This window comes from Mesorhizobium sp. 128a, from assembly GCF_053848025.1.
In genome coordinates, this window is record NZ_JBSPKY010000002.1 from 466,307 (window position 1) to 484,897 (window position 18,591).

The following is an 18,591-nucleotide window of genomic DNA, read 5'->3' on the forward strand; positions in this document are numbered from 1 at the left end:
CGACAGTTGCGTCCCCAGTGATCCCGCCGGATCGCCGTCCCTTACAGGCTGTAACGCGAGCGAAACTCGGGGAAGGACATCGCCAGGTGGTTCTCGTCCACCTTGCCGGTGATCCCGTCGACGCTGCCCGAGTCGCTGAATTGCCAGATCGCATAGTTGGTGAAGCCCGACGGTATCGGCGGCGGGCTCGAGCTGTAGCGGGCAAGCCAGAGCGGACAGTTGCCAAAGCCGCTCGGGTTGCCCAGCGCCTGCCAGATGTTGGCGCGGGTGTAGATGAACGGCCAGCGGCCACCATGGGCGGACCGCACCGCGGCGACCCAGTCCTTCGCCTTCTGGACATAGGCGGCCCGCGCCGCCGGCGTCGAGGGAGTGAGTTCGATGTCGAGCGAGGGAATGAGATCGCCACTGCCGAACGACACCGTGCCGAGAAAGGCATGCGCCTGGTCGGCGCCGGGCGCGGTGTTGCGCAGGAAGTGATAGCCCCCCACCAGCAATGCTGCCGCCTTGGCATCGGCGACATTGCGGACCGCGAATGCATCCTTACCGGTCTTGTCGGATATTTTTATGAACGCGAACTTGGCCCCTGCGTTGCGGACCCGCGTCCATTTTATGGCGCCGGCGCCGCCGCCACCGGCCTCGTTCTGATAGTGCGAAACGTCGATCCCTTCACGCGTCGGCATGCCCCTGCTCCCATAGCCAAGCGGGCGCCGAAAATGCGGCGCGCCCCGTTCGTTTTGATCCAAGCTGTAAGAACTTCCCCGATGCTCAGCGAACACTGGTGCGGAATAGAGAACCTGACTCTCTTGCTTCGCTGAATTCAGGCATATTAGCCCTATCTAAGGCCGCCTCTATGAAACCCTTCACACAGCTTTGCAGGAAGCTGGCGATCCGGTCGTTGACGGCTTCGGCTTTGCGTCCTTTGTACAAACGGGCGGCCAATGGCCGCCCGCTTCATTTTCCAGGATCAATATCCGTCGACGTCGATGACCGCCTGGGCGAAAGCCTGCGGCGCTTCCTGCGGCAGATTGTGGCCGATGCCACCCTCGATCGTCCGGTGCGCATATTTGCCTGAAAACTTGTTGCGATAGACCGTCGGGTCGAGATGCGGCGCGCCATTGGCGTCGCCCTCGAGCGTGATGGTCGGCACACCGATGATCGGACCAGCGGCAAGCCGGTTTTCCAGATCGTCATACTGCGGATCGCCCGCCGCCAATCCGCCGCGCCAGCGGTAGTTGTGAATGACGATGGCCACATGGTCCGGATTGTCGAAGGCCGCGGCGCTGCGATCGAAAGTGGCGTCGTCAAAGTTCCATTTCGGCGACGCCGTCTGCCAGATCAGCTTTGCGAAATCATGCCGGTATTTGTCGTAACCGGCCGCGCCACGCTCGGTGGCGAAATAGAACTGGTACCACCAGTCATGCTCAGCGCTTGGCGGCAGCGGCACCTTGCCGGTCTTGATGTTGCCGACGAGATAGCCGCTCACCGAGACCAGCGCCTTTGCGCGTTCCGGCCACAGCGCCGAGACGATGCAGGCGCAGCGCGCGCCCCAGTCGAAACCGGCAAGGATCGCCTTGGGGATACCGAGTGCATCCATCAGCGCGATGACGTCCTGGGCGACCACCGATTGCTGGCCATTGCGCATCGTCTCGGCGGACAGGAAGCGCGTCGTGCCGTAGCCGCGAAGATAGGGCACGATCACCCGGTAGCCCGCGGATGCCAGGAGCGGTGCGACATCGACAAAGGCGTAGATATCGTAAGGCCAGCCATGCAGCAGAATGACCGGCGGCCCATCGGCCGGACCGGCCTCGGCATAGCCGATGTCGAGAACGCCGGCCTTGACCTGCTTCAGCGCCGCGAAGGACGTGTTCGTCCCTGGCTTGACCGTGGGCAGGGTCGCCGCCTTTGCCGTGCTGGCCAGCGCGCCGGCCGAGCCGACCAAGCCGGCGGCAGCGAGGTTCAGGGCGGCCGTACCGAAGAAGCGGCGGCGGTCGTGGTTGATTTCGTCGGTCATTGGTTTCTCCTACTGATTGATACCAACCGGAAAGGATGGCCCGGGTGTATCTCCGATGTGTCCCCATCCGTTCAAACTGAAAGCGGATGTAGCTAGGCGGCACCCGGACATACTGAGATACAACCGATCAGCACATATTCGGGATACGACAAAAGCTTGACTTCGGCGAAAGCGTCTAACCTTGCGCTTCCGACTGGTGCGCAGAAATCGCGGCGAGGAAGACCCGGCCGAACTCCTTCAGCTTGGCCGCACCGACGCCGTTCACTTCGGCGAAATCGTCGAGGTCTTGCGGGCGGCGCTCGGCCATGTCGATCAGCGTGCGGTCGGAAAACACCACATAGGCCGGCACCTGGCGCTCCTTGGCCAGGCGCAGCCGCAGCGTCTTGAGCGCGGCCAGCAGCGAGGCATCCACATTTTCGCCCTGGGGTATCTGGCCGGCACGAGCCGCGCGGCGTGCGGCCCGCGTGCGCGTCTCGACGCGATACTGGAACGCGACCTCGCCACGACCGAGCGCATGGCCTTTCTCAGCGATGGCCAGGCCGCCATGGCCGCCTGGATCCGGCATCAGAAAACCGTTCGCGACCAGCTGGCGGATGAGCGACAGCCAAAAATCCTTTTTGTGCGCGGCGCCACTGCCGAAGCCGGCCAGCCTGTGATGGCCCCTCGCCGTCACCTTTTCGGTCTCGTGGCCGATCAGGATGTCGATGACATGGCCAGCGCCAAAACGCTCGCCGCTCTGCGCGACCGCCCCCAGGATGAGGCGCGCCTCGGCGGTGCCGTCGGCGCGCGGCGCCTGCTCCAGGCAATTGTCGCAATTGCCGCAAGGGGCCGCCTCTTCGCCGAAATAGCCGAGCAGCACCTGGCGCCGGCACTCGGCCGTCTCGCAATAGCCGATCAGCGTGTCGAGCCTACCATGCGAGCGGCGCTTGTGCTCGACGGCGGCGTCCTCGTCATCGATGAACATGCGGCGCATGCGGATATCGCCAAGACCATACAGCATATGCGCCTCTGCCGCCCGGCCATCGCGGCCGGCGCGGCCGATCTCCTGGTAGTAGGCCTCCAGGCTGCCCGGCAAATCGGTGTGGAAGACATAGGCAACGTCAGGCTTGTCGATGCCCATGCCGAAGGCGATGGTCGCCACCATGACGACGCCCGACAGCGTCATGAACGCGTTCTGGTTGGCGTCACGCGCCTCCTTGCTCATCCCGGCGTGATAGGCAAGCGCGGCGACGCCGTTCTTTTCGAGGAAGGCGGCCATTTCTTCGGTCTTCTTGCGCGACAGGCAGTAGACGATGCCGCTGCACCCCTGATGGCGCTCGATGAAATTGAGCAACTGCCGTTTGCTGTCCTGCTTGGGCTCGATGGCAAGCTTGATGTTCGGCCGGTCGAAGCCGAGCACCTGCGTGTCTACACGCCCGCCAAACAGTCGTGTCTCGATGTCTGCCCGTGTCGTCTCGTCCGCCGTAGCCGTCACCGCAATGATTGGCACATCGGGAAAGATGCCGCGCAGCTGCGACAGGTCTTCATATTCGCGCCGGAACGCCGGCCCCCATTGCGAAATGCAATGTGCCTCGTCGATGGCGATCAGGCTGACATCGAGCCTGGCCAACGCATCCAGCATGCGCTCGGTCATCAGCCGCTCCGGCGCCAGATAGAGCAGGCGCGTCTGGCCCGACGCAACACGGCGCCACGCCGCGACATTGGCATCGCGCTCGATCGAGGAGTTGATCGTATCGGCGGCGACGCCGGCAAGGCGCAGCGCCGCGACCTGGTCCTGCATCAGCGCCACCAGTGGCGACACGACTATGGTGAGCCCACCCTTGACCAGAGCAGGAACCTGGTAGCAGAGCGACTTGCCCGCCCCCGTCGGCATGACGGCCAGCACATGACGGCCGGCGAGCAGCGCCTCCATCACGGAGGCCTGTCCCGGGCGAAAATCGTCGAAGCCGAACACGTCCTTCAGGACGCGCCGTTTGGGATCGTGCACGCTCGTTGTCGATATCTGCATCATGCAATTTCTGTGAATCACCGCCCCACAGGGCGCGGGCATGACGATAAGCGTCGCGCTATGCCACGGCAATCGCTGCGATGGAAATTCTCATCCCGGGAATACGGACGGGCAATTTTGCGCCCTGCCCCGCGCGAGCGGATACCAGGCAGCGCATTCCGCCTTGGCAACGTTGCCTCCGCCCGCCATCGGGACGATGCGTTAAACCTATCTTCACCAAGTTACGTCACCGTCCAAACCCTGCGGCGATGTTTCGAGTACCGCTGCGCCGCGAGCGCACAGGCAACAGCCCGCGCCTCCCAGGAGGCGCGGGTTTCCGTTTATGGAACAGACCGCAAAAGGCTCAGGCCAGGAAATCGGCGCGGTACGGCGTAAAACTGTCGACCAGGCGTCCGGCCTCCAGCGCCTTGACGCCGTGCACCAGATTGGACGGCACGATGAAGCTGCCGCCGGTCTCGATGATGTCGGTCCGGCCGTCGATGGTCACCTCGAAGCGGCCTTCGGCGACATAGCTGGCCTGGACATGCGGGTGCGAGTGCAGCGCGCCGACGCCGCCCTTGTCGAAACCGAACTCGACCATCATCAGTTCATCGGTGTGCAAGACAACGCGCCGCCTGTTGCCGTCCGGCGTCGGCGTCCAGGCGCTCTCGCCGGGATGGGCGAAAATCTTCTGCTCGGTCATTGTCCTCTCCTCATCGCGCCAGCCAGCCGCCGTCGACCGGAACCACCGCGCCATGCATGTAGTCGGACGCCGGCGCCAGCAGGAAGACGGCGGCGTCGCCTATGTCTTCCGGCCCGCCCCAGCGACCGGCCGGGATGCGCGCCAGGATCGCGGCACTGCGGTCGGGATCGGCGCGCAGCGCCTCGGTGTTGTTGGTTTCGATATAGCCGGGCGCAATCGCATTGACGTTGATGCCCTTTGCAGCCCATTCGCAGGCGAGCAGCCTTGTGACGCCGAGAGCGCCATGTTTCGACGCTGTGTAGGAGGCGACACGGATGCCGCCCTGGAAACTCAGCACGGAGGCGATGTTGACTATCTTGCCGCGCCGTCCGGTGTCGGCCAGCACGCGTTTGGCAAAAGCCTGGCTCAAAAAGAACAGCGTCTTCAGATTGACGTCGATGACGTCGTCCCAGTCGGCCTCGGAGAAATCGACGGCATCGGCGCGGCGGATGATGCCGGCATTGTTGACCAGGCCGTCGATCGGTCCGGTCTCTTCCCAGACCTGGTCGAGCATGGTCTTCGCGGCGGCATGGTCGGCGAGATCGCACCGCACGGCTTCGAACTGCCCGCCGGCCCCGATGACCTTCCTTTGCGTGTCATCCATCGCCGAGCGGCCGACGCCGGTGACAGTGCCGCCCGCGCGCGCGATGGAGAGTGCGATGCCCTGACCGATGCCGGTGTTGGCGCCGGTGACCAGGATGCGTTTGCCGGCGAGGCTGAAGGCTGAAGGCCCGCTCACCGCAACTGATCCAACGGCACCGGGTCGACATCGGTGTAGTCGACATTGTCGCCGGCCATCGCCCAGATGAAAGCGTAGTTGGACGTGCCTGCGCCCGAATGGATCGACCAGCCCGGCGACAGCACCGCTTCTTCATTGGCCATGACGAGATGCCGGGTTTCGTCCGGTTCGCCCATGAAATGGAAGACGCGCGCCGTCTCCGGCAGGTCAAAATAGAGATAGGCCTCCATGCGCCGGTCATGCACATGGCAAGGGATGGTGTTCCACACCGAGCCCGGCGCCAGCTGCGTCATGCCGACGACCAGCTGGCAGGTTTTTGCGCCATCGGCGTGGATGAACTGGAAGATCGAGCGCTCGTTGCAGGTCTCCTTGCTGCCGAGGTCGAGGCGCTTGGCATCGCCGACGCGGATCAACCGGTTCGGATAGGTCTGGTGCGCCGGCGCGCTGAGCAGGTAGAATTTGGCCGGCGCGCCAGCGTCGGCCGACGCGAACGACACGTCGGCGCTGCCCATGCCGAGATAGAGCATGTCGCGCGCCTGCAATGGGTGGCTCTCGCCGTTTGCCGTCACCGAGCCGGCGCCGCCGATATTGACGATGATAAGCTCGCGGCGGTCGAGGAAATCCCTGGTACCCGTCGGCTTGATCGCTTCCAGCGGCAGCGGTGCAGCCGCCGGCACGGCGCCGCCGACGATCATGCGGTCATAGTGCGTATAGGTCAGGCTGACGCGCCCCGGCTGGAACAGGTCGTCAATGTGGAAGTGATGACGCAGTTCGTCGGTCCCCATGGCAGCCGCGGCGACCGGGTCGATGGCGAAACGCGAGGTGAAATCGGTATGCGGATGAATTTCGTTCATTACTGCTCCAGCTGCTTTGTCTATTCGGTGTCAGCCGCCTTGACCGAGTCGGCATAAAAGACCTGGCGGGCGTGCAGTCGCTCGCGGTAGCGCTGCTGGCTGGCGGTAAGATGGGCGCGCATCGCCTCGCGCGCGGCTTCGGCGTCGCCTGACGTGATCGCGTTCAGGATCACCAGATGCTCGCGCTGCAGGCCGCGCTGATAGCTGTCGGACTGCACCAGTTCGGTCGACCAGGGCGAGGTCACGTCGCAGGGAATGGCGCGGCGGCCCAGCACATCCAGCATCTCGACATAGAACGGGTTGTTGGTGGCGCTGGCGATCGCGCGATGAAAGGCGAGATCGGCCGGCCCGGTCGGCTCGCTGTTGAGCAACAGCCGTTCGAACTCGAAGAAGGCCTCCTGGATCGCCGCCTCCTGCGCGGCGTTGCGGCGGATGGCGGCGAGCCCGGCCGATTCGATCTCGACGGCCAGGCGCACTTCGAGCACGTTGAGCGCGACCGAATCCTTGGCTCCCATGTCGGCGGCGAGCGCCCCGAACATCGTCGAGATGTGTTCGGTGACGAAGACGCCGGCGCCCTGGCGCGCCTCGACCAGGCCGTCGGCGGCAAGCTTGGCCAGCGCCTCGCGGATGACGGTGCGGCTGACGCCGAAGGTCTCGGTCAACTGGCCCTCGGTCGGCAATTTGTGGCCGGGGAGAATCTCGCCCGCATGCAGCTGCTTGCGGATGGCCGCGACGACGGTCTCCGAAAGCTTGGGTTTTCTCTCGACCCTGAGATCAATAGCGCTATCCGATGCCATGTCGCACCCCTATTTGAACACGCTCGGCAACCAGAGCGAGATGGCGGGAATATACGTCACCAGTCCGAGGACCACGATACCCGCGCCGTAGAACGGCCAGATCGAGCGCATCGCTTCCCACACCGTGATCTTGCCCACCGCGCAGGCGACGAACTGCACCGTGCCGACCGGCGGCGTGTTGAGCCCGATGCCGAGATTGAGGATGGTGATGACGCCGAAATGTACGGGGTCGACTCCATAATGCGTAACCAGCGGCAGGAAGATCGGCGTGCAGATGATGATCATCGGCCCCATATCCATGAAGGTGCCGAGAATGAGCATCAGGACGTTGAGCAGAAGCAGCACCACCAGCGGGTCTGTGGAGATGGCGTTCATGCCGGCAATCAGCAGCACCGGCACTTTGAGATAGGCCATCAACCAGCTGAACGAGGCCGCCGTGCCGATGATCAGCAGCACCATCGAGGTCGTGCGCACCGCGCCCTTGGTGGCATGGACGAAATCGCCCCAAGCCATCGACCGGTAGACGAAGGTAGTGACCAGAAGCGCGTAGATGATGGCGATGCAGGAGCTTTCGGTCGCCGTGAAAATGCCCGAGCGGACGCCGCCGAAGATGATGCCGATGAGCAGAAGTCCGGGGACGGCGATCACCGCAAGCTGGCCGACGCGCGAGAACCCCGGAAAGGCCTCGACAGGATAGCCGCGGCTGCGCGCGACGAAATACGCCGTGACCATCAGCGACGCCGCAAAAAGCAGGCCCGGCAGGATGCCGGCCGTGAACAGGTCGGCGATGGAAATCTTGCCACCACCGGCGATGGAATAGATGATCATGTTCTGCGACGGCGGCAGAAGCAGCGCGATCAGCGCCGCCATCGAGGTGACGTTGACCGCATAGTCGGCGCCGTAGCCGCGCGCTTTCATCTGCGGGATCATCAGCCCGCCGACGGCAGCGGCTTCCGCTACCGCCGAACCGGAAATACCACCGAACAGCGTGCCGGCGATGATGTTGACCTGGCCGAGCCCGCCACGGACATGGCCGACCAGCGAACCGGCAAAGGAGACGATGCGCTGCGCAATGCCGCCGCGCACCATCAGGTCGCCGGCAAAGATGAAGAACGGGATTGCCATCAGCGAGAACGCCGACATGCCGGATTTCATCTGCTGGAACACCACCAGCGGAGGCAGGCCGAGATAGAGCACGGTGGCGAAGGATGCCGCACCGAGGCAAAACGCGATCGGCGTGCCGGCGAACATCAGCAGCGTGAAGACGCCGAACAGGATCCAGAGCTCCATCTAGGCCTCCTGCACCGCCGGCATTTCCGGCACCTCTTCGAGATTGATGTCCTTGTCGATGTCAACGCCCGACCAGCGCAGGACGATACGCTCGGCCGAAAACAGGCAGATCAGAAGACCACCGGCGACCAGCGGCAGATAGTCGAAACCGCCGGGCAGTTCGAGCGCCGGAATGATGGTGTGCCAGGTCAGGCCGACCAGCTTGCAGCCGTACCAGACCATGCCGAAACCGAAGGCAAGCGTGATCAGGTCGGACATTGTGCGCAGCGCCCCCTTGCTGCCTTTCGGCAGGATGTAGAGCAGCACGTCGAAGCCCATATGGTAGTTCTCGCGCACGCCGACGGCGGCGCCGAGGAAGATGAACCAGTTCATCAGCATGATGGCGGTGACTTCAGTCCAGCTCGGCGACGAGTTGAGCACGAAGCGGAAGAACACCTGGTAAGCGACAAGCGCGGTCATGGCGACCAGCCCGACGCCGGCGAGATAGAGCGCGCCGTCGCAAATCTTCGAGAACACCACGCTGAAGCGCGGCGGCGCTCCGCTCCTTGCCGTTCCAGTCGCCATCCCGATCCTCCCGCTCTCTGTTAAGAAAATGTACGGGCGAGCATGCTCGCCCCGCAATCAGCTCACTTGGTCGCCTGGATGCGCGCGGCGAGATCCTTGAGTTCCGGCGTCGACAGATACTTGTCGTAGACCGGCTTCATCGCATCGATCAGCGGCTGCTTGTCGATCTCGCTGACCTTCACGCCGGCCTTCTCGACGATGTCGCGTGACTTCTTCTCCTGCGCGTCCCACAATTCGCGCATCTTGACGACGCTGTCCTTGGCCGCCTGCTTGACGATCGCCTGGTCTTCCGGCGACAGCTTGTCCCAGCTCGGCTTGGCCATCACCAGCACTTCCGGCACGATCTGGTGCTGGTCGACGGTATAGTGCTTGGCGACCTCATAGTGCTTGGCCGATTCGAAGCTCGGCCAGTTGTTCTCGGCGCCGTCGATGACGCCGGTCTCGAGTGCCGAATAGACTTCGCCATAGGCCATCGGCGTGGCATTGGCGCCGAGTGCATTGACCATGTCGACAAACACGTCGGACTGGATGACGCGGAACTTCATGCCCTTGAGATCGGCGATCGAGGTGATGTCCTTCTTGGTGTTGTAGAAGGATCGCGCGCCGGAATCGTAGAAGGCGAGACCGACAAGGTCATGCGCCTCAAACGCCTTCAGGATCTCGTCGCCGATCGGCCCGTCCATCACATGGCGCATATGCTCGACCGAGCGGAACATGTAGGGCAGCGACGGCACCGCAGTCTCCGGCACGATGCCGTTGAACGGGCCCATCGAGACGCGGTTGAGATCGATGACGCCGGTCTGCGTCTGTTCGATCGTATCCTTCTCCTCGCCGAGCTGCGCCGAATGATAGACCTCGACCGAATAGCGGCCGGCGGTGCGCTCCTTGATCAGATCGCCCATATATTTGACCGCCTCGACGGTCGGATAGCCGTCGGGATGGGTGTCGGCCGAGCGCAGCACGGTCTGGGCATTGGCGACGCCGATCATCAGCGAGCCGAAGGCGAATGTGGCTGCCGTCAGTTTTGAAAAATAGAACATGACTGTCTTCCTCCCTTTGTAAAAATCAAGGCGCCCGGCTCAGAGCCGATACGCCTTCTTGGCAAGCGTGTAGGCAAGCTCCCGCGCCAGCTCATGCGCTTCGTCCTCAGTGAGCCGATGCTCGGCGACGAGGCGGGCGAGAAAGGCGCAGTCGACCCGGCGCGCCACGTCGTGGCGAGCCGGGATCGACGGGAAGGCACGGGTGTCGTCGTTGAAGCCGACGGTGTTGTAGAAGCCGGCTGTTTCGGTCGTCATCTCGCGGAAGCGGCGCATGCCTTCCGGGCTGTCGTGGAACCACCAGGCCGGGCCGATCTTCAGCGCCGGATAGACGCCGGCGAGCGGCGCCAGTTCGCGCGCATAACTGGTCTCGTCGAGCGTGAACAGGATGATGGTGAGGTCGCGCTCCAGCCCGACGCAGTCGAGCAAGGGTTTGAGCGCCGCCGCATAGTCGGTGCGGGTCGGAATATCGAAGCCCTTGTCGCGGCCGAATTTCTGGAAAGCACCAGGCGAATGGTTGCGCCAGGAACCGGGATGGATCTGCATCACCAACCCGTCGTCGCGGCTCATCTTGGCCATCTCGGTCAGCATCTGGGCGCGAAACAGTTTGCGCTCGCGCTCATCGTCGGAGCCGCGGCGGATGCGGTTGAACAGCTCTTCCGCCGCCGCGTCGGAAAGATTGGCGGTCTCCGCCGTCGGATGGCCATGGTCGGACGAAGTCGCGCCGAAAGTCTTGAAGAAGGCGCGGCGCTGACGGTGGGCGTCGAGATAGCCGGCCCATGTGCCGGTGTCGCAGCCGCTGATCTCGCCGAGACGGTCGAGATTGGCCGAAAATCCTTCGAAGTCGGGATCGACGACGGCGTCCGGCCGGTAGGCAGTGACGACCCGTCCTCGCCAGTCGCTGTCGCGGATTGCCTTGTGCCATTGGAGACCATCGAGCGCGCCTTCCGTCGTCGCGATCACTTCGATGTTGAAGCGCTCGAACAGCGCGCGCGGACGATAGTCGTCACGTTTCAACAGGTCGGCGATGGTGTCGTAGTGGCGGTCGGCGGTTTTGGCGTTGAGCGGCTCTTCGATGCCGAACAGGTGCTCGAGCACATGGTCAAGCCACAGCCGTGTCGGCGTGCCGCGGAAGAGATAATAGTGTTCGGCGAAGCGCCGCCAGATCGCCCTCGGGTCGGCTTCGACCGGCGAGCCGTCGAGGGTCGATACGCCGAGATCCTCCAGTGGCACGCCCTGGCTGAACAGCATGCGGAAAATGTAGTGGTCGGGCACGACCAACAATTGTGCCGGATCGGGGAACGGCTCGTTGAGAGCATACCAGCGCGGATCGGTGTGACCGTGCGGGCTGACGATGGGCAGATCCTTGACCCCGGCATAGAGATCGCGCGCGACCGAAAGCGCTCGCCCTTCGGCGGCAAAAAGCAGATCCGGATCGGTCAATCCTGCCACGTCCCATCCTCCCAAGGGCGCTATCGGTAGGATTGGAAAGAAGTAATGTCAACATACAAAAATCGGATTGTTGTATGATGACTTTTGGCTGATATCGGATCATTGTGCGACGGGAGAACGGATGATACGCCGCTAGCCGACCCGCCCCGCACGCCATCCAACGAACAAGCCGCGCCATGACCAGCAGCCGCCTTTCCAATACCACGGTGCAATCCTTGCCGGCCTCGGCAGCGGTCCCCGCCTATGATCGCGCCAGTGTCGCCCCAGGCATCGTCCATCTCGGCGTCGGCGCCTTCCACCGCGCCCACCAGGCAGCCTATGTCGATGACTGCCTGGCGGCCGGCGAGACCGGCTGGGGTATCATCGGCGTCTCGCTGCGCAGCCCCGACACGCGCGATGCGCTGGCGCCGCAGGACGGGCTTTATACGCTGGCGGTCAGAGACAGCGGTGGCGAAAAACTCCAGGTCATCGGCTCCATCCAGTCGATGCTGGTGGCGCCGGAAAACCCCGGCGCGGTGCTGGCCGCGCTGACCGATCCGCGCACCCGCATCATCACGCTGACCATCACCGAAAAGGCTTACCTCCGGGCTGCCGATGGCAGCCTCGATGCGACCCATCCCGACATCGTCCACGATCTGGGCAACCCAGGATTGCCGAAGACCGCGCATGGCTTCCTGGCCGAGTCGCTGGTACAGCGCCGCGCCGCCGGCACGCCGCCCTTCACCGTTCTGTGCTGTGATAATTTGCCGGCCAACGGCGCCACGCTGCATAGGCTGCTGACCGCGTTTGCGAGATTGCGGGATGCCCAGACCACCACTGCACCAGGCGAAGCCCCTCTCGCCGGGCATATCGCCGACGAGGTGGCGTTTCCGTCAAGCATGGTGGACCGCATCGTGCCGGCAACCACCGATGCCGACCGGGCGCGCATCGCCGGCGAGCTCGGCATCACGGATTCCTGGCCGGTGATGACCGAGCCGTTCCGGCAATGGGTGATCGAAGACAGGTTCCCAGCCGGCCGACCGGCGTGGGAGAAATTCGGCGTCACCATGGTCGAGGATGTCGGGCCGTTCGAGGACATGAAGCTCAGGCTGCTCAACGGCGCCCATTCCGGCATCGCCTATCTTGGCCTGCTTTCCGGCCACGCGACCGTCGACCGCGCCTTCGCCGACCCGGCGATCCGTCAATTTGTCGACCGGCTCTGGGCCGAGGCGATCCCGACCTTGCCTGGGGATGCCGGGCTCGACACGTCGGCCTATACAGCGGAACTCGCCGAACGCTTTTCCAACACAGCGCTTGCCCACCGCACGGCGCAGATCGCCAATGACGGCAGCCAGAAACTGCCGCAACGCATTGTCGCTTCCGCCATCGAACGCATCCATGCCGGTATGGTCCCGGAGCATCTGACGCTGGTGATCGCCGCCTGGATCGCAGCGTGCGAGGCACGCGGCAAGGACCTGCCGGAAGCCCACTTTACCGATCCGCTCGACGCGGCGCTGGCCGCGCTCGGCGAGCGGCCGACGCTGGAAAAAGTCGCGGCGGTGTTCGACCTCGCCGGCTTCGCCAGCGGCAAGCCCGAGCGCCAGACGCTGATCGACCTGGTCGCCGCCCATTGCGCCAATATAAGGCAAGGTGGGGTGGCACTTTCGCTGGCCGCGCTCGGGATACCGGGACCGACCAGACAGGCCTAACGGCGGTCTAGGATTCTGATCGGAAGGAGCCCGCGTTGCCGAGCCGGCAAGTCGGCACTCCGTCCGACCGATAACGTTCTCCCGCATTTCTGTGGGCACAAAAAAGGCCGGTTTGACCCCGGCCTATCTCGTCTTTTGCTTTCGCTGAGACTTAAGCTGCCAGCAGAGCGCCTTCTAGCGTGGTGAGCTGGGCGAGGAACTGCTCGGCCTTGCTGCGGGACTGATCGTCCTTGGCGTCGGCAGCGTCTTCCTTGGCGTCCTGGATACGGCGGGCGAGGTCGGCGCGGTCGATGTCGCCGACGGCGACAGCCGATTCGGCCAGCAACGTGCAGCCCGCAGGGACGATGTCGGCAAAGCCGCCGAACACCACATAGCGCTCTTCCTTGCCGCCTGCGGTCTTCACCGTGACGACGCCCGGCTTGATCGTCGTCATGACCGGCGCGTGATGCGCCATCACGGTCATCTCGCCCTCTGCGCCCGGAATGACGACGGCTTCGACCTGCTCGGAAACGAGCAGGCGCTCCGGCGAGACCAGTTCGAATTGGAAAGCTTCAGCCATGATCAATTTAGCGAGTAGGGAATAGTGAGCAGTGAGTAGGAAAAGAAGACCCGCTCAACCCAACAATCCCCTATTCGCTACTCCCTATTCGCTCTTCGCTTCTTATGCCGCTTCAGCCGCGAGACGTTGTGCCTTCTCGACCGCTTCCTCGATGCCGCCCACCATGTAGAAGGCGGCTTCCGGCAGGTGATCGTAGTCGCCGTTGCAAAGGCCCTTGAAGCCCTTGATGGTGTCGGCGAGGTCGACCAGCTTGCCTGGCGAACCCGTGAACACTTCGGCGACGAAGAAGGGCTGCGACAGGAAGCGCTCGATCTTGCGGGCGCGGGCCACCGTCTGCTTGTCCTCTTCTGAAAGCTCGTCCATGCCCAGGATGGCGATGATGTCCTGCAGCGACTTGTAGCGCTGCAGGATCGACTGCACCTGGCGGGCGACCTGGTAGTGCTCTTCACCGACAACCATCGGGTCGAGCATGCGCGAGGTCGAGTCGAGCGGATCGACGGCCGGGTAGATGCCCTTTTCCGAGATCGCGCGATTGAGCACGGTCGTCGCATCAAGGTGGGCGAACGAGGTCGCCGGCGCCGGGTCGGTCAAATCGTCGGCGGGCACGTAGATCGCCTGCACCGAGGTGATCGAGCCCTTGGTCGTCGTCGTGATGCGCTCTTGCAGAGCGCCCATGTCGGTGGCGAGCGTCGGCTGGTAGCCCACGGCCGAAGGAATGCGGCCGAGCAGCGCCGACACTTCCGAACCCGCCTGCGTGAAGCGGAAGATGTTGTCGACGAAGAACAGCACATCCTGGCCCTGGTCGCGGAAATATTCGGCGACCGTCAGGCCGGTCAGGCCGACGCGAGCACGCGCGCCCGGCGGTTCGTTCATCTGGCCATAGACCAGTGCCGCCTTGGAGCCTTCGCCGCCGCCCTTCTTGTTGACGCCGGACTCAATGAATTCGTGATAGAGATCGTTGCCTTCGCGGGTGCGCTCGCCGACGCCGGCGAACACCGAGAAACCGCCGTGCGCCTTGGCGACGTTGTTGATCAGCTCCTGGATCAGCACGGTCTTGCCGACGCCGGCGCCGCCGAACAGGCCGATCTTGCCGCCGCGGGCGTAAGGCGCCAGAAGGTCGAGAACCTTGATGCCGGTGATCAGGATCTGGGCTTCCGTCGACTGTTCGACATAGGACGGAGCCGGCTGGTGGATGGCGCGCATTTCGATGCCGTCGACCGGGCCTTCCTCGTCGACCGGCTCGCCGATGACGTTGATGATGCGACCGAGCATGCCCGGGCCGACCGGCACGGTGATCGGCGCGCCGGTGTCATAGACGTCCTGACCGCGCACCAGACCTTCGGTCGAGTCCATGGCGATGCAGCGCACGGTGTTTTCACCGAGGTGCTGGGCAACCTCGAGCACCAGGCGGTTGCCGACATTGGTGGTCTCGATGGCGTTCAAAATGGCCGGCAAGTGATCGCCGAACTGGACGTCGACGACGGCGCCGATGACCTGGCGGACCTTGCCGACAACGCCGGTCTTCTTGACGACGGCGGCTGTCGTCTTCGATGCCGCAGCCTTGGCCGGGGCCGCTGCCGTGGCGGGCGTGGCCGCCTTCTTGGCCGGAGCGGCCTTCGCCGCTGCTGCCGGAGCCTTTGCCGCCGCTTTGGGAGCTGCCGCCTTCGGGGTCGCTGCTTTCGCCATCGTCTTTACCCTTTTCGTCCTTTGTTTCTCACGCTCCACCGGAAGGTCGATGACCTCCTGGCGGCCGCGCCTAGAGCGCCTCGGCGCCCGAAATGATTTCGATCAGTTCCTTGGTGATCTGCGCCTGCCGCTGGCGGTTGTAGGTGATCGACAGCTTGTTGATCATGTCGCCGGCATTGCGCGTCGCATTGTCCATGGCGCTCATCTTGGCGCCCATCTCGCCGGCTGCGTTTTCGAGCAGCGCGCGGAAGACCTGAACCGAGATGTTGCGTGGAATGAGGTCGGTCAGGATTTCGCCCGGCTCCGGCTCGTATTCGTAGACGGCGTTGCCGCCTGCGGTCGCCTCGGCCGGGGCGGAAGCGATGCCGGCCGGGATGATCTGCTGCGCGGTCGGGATCTGGCTGATCACCGACTTGAACTGCGAATAGAACAGCGTGCAGATGTCGAAACCGCCCTCGTTGAAGAGGTGGATGACCTTGCGGGCAATGGCATCGGCATTGACGAAACCGAGCGTCTTGACCTCGCGCAGATCGACGCGTTCGAGGATCATCGAGGCATAGTCGCGGCGCAGGATGTCGAAACCCTTCTTGCCGACGCAGATGATCTTGACCTGCTTGCCGTCGGCCAGCAGCCGACGGATATGGTCGCGGGCGAGACGGGCGATCTGCGAATTGAAGCCGCCGCACAGGCCTCGCTCGGCCGTGCAGACGACGAGCAGATGCACATCGTCCTTGCCGGTGCCGGTCATCAGCGCCGGGGCATCGCCGCCGCTGCCGATCGCCTGGGTGATGTTGGCCAGCACCGAACCCATGCGCTCCGAATAGGGGCGCGCGGCTTCCGCAGCTTCCTGCGCGCGGCGCAGCTTCGCCGCGGCGACCATCTGCATCGCCTTGGTGATCTTCTGCGTCGCCTTGACCGAGGCGATACGGTTACGAAGGTCTTTTAACGAAGGCATGCTTCAAACCTGATCCCGTGCGTCCGGCTTTCTCAAGCGAAGGTCTTGGCGAAGGTGTCGATCTCGGCCTTCAGCTTGGCCCGCAGATCGTCCGACAGCGCCTTTTCCTTGCGGATGCCGTCGAGCACGTCCTTGCCGGCCGAGCGCATGTGGCTGAGCAGGCCATGCTCGAACTTGCCGACCTGGTTGACTGCGAGCTTGTCGAGGTAGCCGTTGACGCCGGCGAAGATCACCGCGACCTGTTCCTCGACCTTGAGCGGCGAGAACTGCGGCTGCTTCAGGAGTTCGGTCAGGCGCGAGCCGCGATTGAGCAGGCGCTGCGTGGCGGCGTCGAGGTCGGAGCCGAACTGCGCAAAGGCCGCCATTTCGCGGTACTGCGCGAGCTCGCCCTTGATCGAGCCGGCAACCTGCTTCATCGCCTTGATCTGCGCCGACGAACCGACGCGCGACACCGACAGGCCGACGTTGACGGCCGGGCGGACGCCCTGGAAGAACAGGTTGGTTTCGAGGAAGATCTGGCCGTCGGTGATCGAGATCACGTTGGTCGGGATGTAGGCCGACACGTCGTTGGCCTGCGTCTCGATGATCGGCAGAGCGGTCAGCGAACCGCCGCCATTGTCGTCATTGAGCTTGGCGGCGCGCTCGAGCAGGCGCGAATGCAGGTAGAACACGTCGCCCGGATAGGCTTCGCGGCCCGGCGGACGGCGCAGCAGCAGCGACATCTGGCGATAGGCGACGGCCTGCTTCGACAGATCGTCATAGCTGATCAGCGCATGCATGCCGTTGTCGCGGAAATATTCGCCCATGGTGCAGGCGGTGAAGGGCGCCAGGAACTGCATCGGCGCCGGATCGGAAGCGGTGGCGGCGACGATGATCGAATAGTCGAGCGCGCCGCGCTCCTCGAGTACCTTCACGAACTGCGCGACGGTCGAGCGCTTCTGTCCGATGGCGACGTAGACGCAGTAGAGCTTTTCCTTCTCGGGGCCGTTATCGTGGACCGCCTTCTGGTTCAGCATCGTGTCGAGAATGATGGCGGTCTTGCCGGTCTGACGGTCACCAATGACCAGCTCGCGCTGGCCGCGGCCGACCGGGATCAGTGCGTCGATGGCCTTGAGACCGGTCGACATCGGCTCGTTCACCGACTTGCGCGGGATGATGCCGGGCGCCTTGACGTCGACGCGCTTGCGTTCGGTCGCCTTGATCGGGCCCTTGCCGTCGATCGGGTTGCCGAGCGCGTCGACGACGCGGCCGAGCAGGCCCATGCCGACAGGTGCGTCGACGATGGCGCCGGTCCGCTTGACGGTGTCGCCTTCCTTGATGTCGCGGTCGGCGCCGAAGATGACGACGCCGACATTGTCGGCTTCGAGGTTGAGCGCCATGCCGCGGATGCCGCCGGGGAATTCGACCATCTCGCCGGCCTGGACATTGTCGAGGCCGTAGACGCGGGCGATACCGTCACCGACGGACAGCACCTGTCCAACTTCGGAGACCTCGGCCTCCTTGCCGAAATTCTTGATCTGGTCTTTCAGAATTGCGGAAATTTCCGCGGCGCGGATGTCCATCAGCCGACCTCTTTCAGTGCAAGCTTGAGCGAATTGAGTTTGGTTTTGAGCGACGTATCGATCTGGCGTGAGCCCATCTTGACCACCAGACCGCCGAGCAGCGACGGATCGACGGTGACGGAGATGGCAACGTCCTTGCCGGCGACGCTTTTCAGCGCGGCCTTCAGTTCGGTCTGCTGGGCAGCCGTCAGTTCATGCGCCGAGGTGACCTCGGCAGCGGTCTCGCCGCGATGTTCGGCGGCGATCTGGCGGAATGCCTTGATCATGCCGGGAACGGCGAAGAGGCGACGGTTACGGGCGACGACTCGCAGGAAATTGCCGGTCAGGCCGGTGATGCCGGCCTTGTCGGCGATTGCCGCGATGGCCTTGGCCTGGTCCTCGCTGGAGAACACCGGACTGTTGATGAGGCGCGTCAGGTCGGCGCTGCCATCCAGCATCGTTGCGAAGCTGTTGAGGTCGGCCTCGACCTTGGCAACTGAATTGGATTGCAGGGCGAGTTCGAACAGCGAACCCGCGTAGCGTTCTGCGACACCTGAGATTGGCGATGACGATTGAGCCACGGACCGTCTTTTCTCTTGTCTGACAGGCCGCAGATTGTTGGCGCGAGCAAAAACTCTGGCTAAATCTTTGACCTTACTAAGTTTTTCCAAGCACGAAGACGCGGCTTC

At 63.9% G+C, this 18,591-nt stretch carries 17 protein-coding genes; 1 reads left to right on the forward strand and 16 read right to left on the reverse strand.

Annotation, left to right across the window (positions count from 1 at the left end; genetic code table 11):
- Window positions 1–41 precede the first annotated feature (41 nt).
- The 11 genes from ACWTU9_RS06015 to uxaC form a co-directional block, all read right to left on the reverse strand.
- Window positions 42–680 carry a glycoside hydrolase family 25 protein gene (locus ACWTU9_RS06015; protein WP_455857490.1) on the reverse strand — a complete coding sequence of 213 codons (639 nt, stop codon included), beginning with the start codon at window positions 678–680 and terminating at the stop codon, window positions 42–44.
- A 284-nt stretch (window positions 681–964) separates the two neighbouring features.
- Window positions 965–2,011 (reverse strand): alpha/beta fold hydrolase, encoded by a 1,047-nt coding sequence (locus tag ACWTU9_RS06020; RefSeq protein ID WP_455857491.1) that lies wholly within the window; start codon window positions 2,009–2,011, stop codon window positions 965–967.
- A 175-nt stretch (window positions 2,012–2,186) separates the two neighbouring features.
- Window positions 2,187–4,022 (reverse strand): DNA helicase RecQ, encoded by a 1,836-nt coding sequence (gene recQ / locus ACWTU9_RS06025; RefSeq protein WP_455857492.1) that lies wholly within the window; start codon window positions 4,020–4,022, stop codon window positions 2,187–2,189.
- A gap of 340 nt (window positions 4,023–4,362) precedes the next feature.
- Window positions 4,363–4,701, reverse strand: coding sequence for a cupin domain-containing protein (locus ACWTU9_RS06030; RefSeq protein ID WP_455857493.1), 339 nt, complete (start codon window positions 4,699–4,701; stop codon window positions 4,363–4,365).
- Window positions 4,702–4,711: 10 nt separating this feature from the next.
- Window positions 4,712–5,479, reverse strand: a complete 768-nt coding sequence (kduD, locus tag ACWTU9_RS06035) for a 2-dehydro-3-deoxy-D-gluconate 5-dehydrogenase KduD (RefSeq protein ID WP_455857494.1) — start codon at window positions 5,477–5,479, stop codon at window positions 4,712–4,714.
- Window positions 5,476–6,333 (reverse strand): 5-dehydro-4-deoxy-D-glucuronate isomerase, encoded by an 858-nt coding sequence (gene kduI, locus ACWTU9_RS06040; protein ID WP_455857495.1) that lies wholly within the window; start codon window positions 6,331–6,333, stop codon window positions 5,476–5,478. The genes kduD and kduI overlap by 4 nt, the downstream gene beginning before the upstream one ends.
- Window positions 6,334–6,353: 20 nt before the next feature.
- The gene (locus ACWTU9_RS06045; protein WP_455857496.1) at window positions 6,354–7,130 is read right to left on the reverse strand and encodes a FadR/GntR family transcriptional regulator; all 777 of its coding nucleotides are present in this window, start codon (window positions 7,128–7,130) and stop codon (window positions 6,354–6,356) included.
- 9 nt (window positions 7,131–7,139) lie between these two features.
- Complete coding sequence (locus ACWTU9_RS06050; protein ID WP_455857497.1) at window positions 7,140–8,420, reverse strand: TRAP transporter large permease; 1,281 nt, start codon at window positions 8,418–8,420, stop codon at window positions 7,140–7,142.
- On the reverse strand, window positions 8,421–8,984 hold the full coding sequence (locus tag ACWTU9_RS06055) for a TRAP transporter small permease (protein ID WP_455857498.1): 564 nt from the start codon (window positions 8,982–8,984) through the stop codon (window positions 8,421–8,423).
- Between the two features lie 62 nt (window positions 8,985–9,046).
- A complete protein-coding gene (locus tag ACWTU9_RS06060; protein WP_455857499.1) occupies window positions 9,047–10,024 on the reverse strand; it encodes a TRAP transporter substrate-binding protein in 978 nt (325 codons plus the stop codon).
- Between the two features lie 39 nt (window positions 10,025–10,063).
- A complete protein-coding gene (gene uxaC / locus ACWTU9_RS06065; RefSeq protein ID WP_455857500.1) occupies window positions 10,064–11,473 on the reverse strand; it encodes a glucuronate isomerase in 1,410 nt (469 codons plus the stop codon).
- Between the two features lie 176 nt (window positions 11,474–11,649).
- Here uxaC and ACWTU9_RS06070 point away from each other — a divergent pair, with 176 nt between their 5' ends.
- Complete coding sequence (locus tag ACWTU9_RS06070) at window positions 11,650–13,161, forward strand: mannitol dehydrogenase family protein (RefSeq protein WP_455857501.1); 1,512 nt, start codon at window positions 11,650–11,652, stop codon at window positions 13,159–13,161.
- A gap of 151 nt (window positions 13,162–13,312) precedes the next feature.
- Here ACWTU9_RS06070 and ACWTU9_RS06075 read toward each other — a convergent pair whose 3' ends face one another.
- The 5 genes from ACWTU9_RS06075 to ACWTU9_RS06095 all read right to left on the reverse strand — a co-directional run bounded on the left by ACWTU9_RS06075 (window position 13,313) and on the right by ACWTU9_RS06095 (window position 18,483).
- A complete protein-coding gene (locus ACWTU9_RS06075) occupies window positions 13,313–13,720 on the reverse strand; it encodes a F0F1 ATP synthase subunit epsilon (RefSeq protein WP_455857502.1) in 408 nt (135 codons plus the stop codon).
- A 102-nt stretch (window positions 13,721–13,822) separates the two neighbouring features.
- A complete protein-coding gene (gene atpD / locus ACWTU9_RS06080) occupies window positions 13,823–15,406 on the reverse strand; it encodes a F0F1 ATP synthase subunit beta (RefSeq protein WP_455857503.1) in 1,584 nt (527 codons plus the stop codon).
- A gap of 70 nt (window positions 15,407–15,476) precedes the next feature.
- Window positions 15,477–16,361 (reverse strand): F0F1 ATP synthase subunit gamma, encoded by an 885-nt coding sequence (locus ACWTU9_RS06085; protein ID WP_455857504.1) that lies wholly within the window; start codon window positions 16,359–16,361, stop codon window positions 15,477–15,479.
- Window positions 16,362–16,393: 32 nt separating this feature from the next.
- The gene (gene atpA, locus ACWTU9_RS06090) at window positions 16,394–17,923 is read right to left on the reverse strand and encodes a F0F1 ATP synthase subunit alpha (RefSeq protein WP_454572867.1); all 1,530 of its coding nucleotides are present in this window, start codon (window positions 17,921–17,923) and stop codon (window positions 16,394–16,396) included.
- Window positions 17,923–18,483 carry a F0F1 ATP synthase subunit delta gene (locus ACWTU9_RS06095; RefSeq protein WP_455857505.1) on the reverse strand — a complete coding sequence of 187 codons (561 nt, stop codon included), beginning with the start codon at window positions 18,481–18,483 and terminating at the stop codon, window positions 17,923–17,925. Before ACWTU9_RS06095 ends, atpA begins: the two co-directional genes overlap by 1 nt.
- Between the last annotated feature and the right edge of the window lie 108 nt (window positions 18,484–18,591).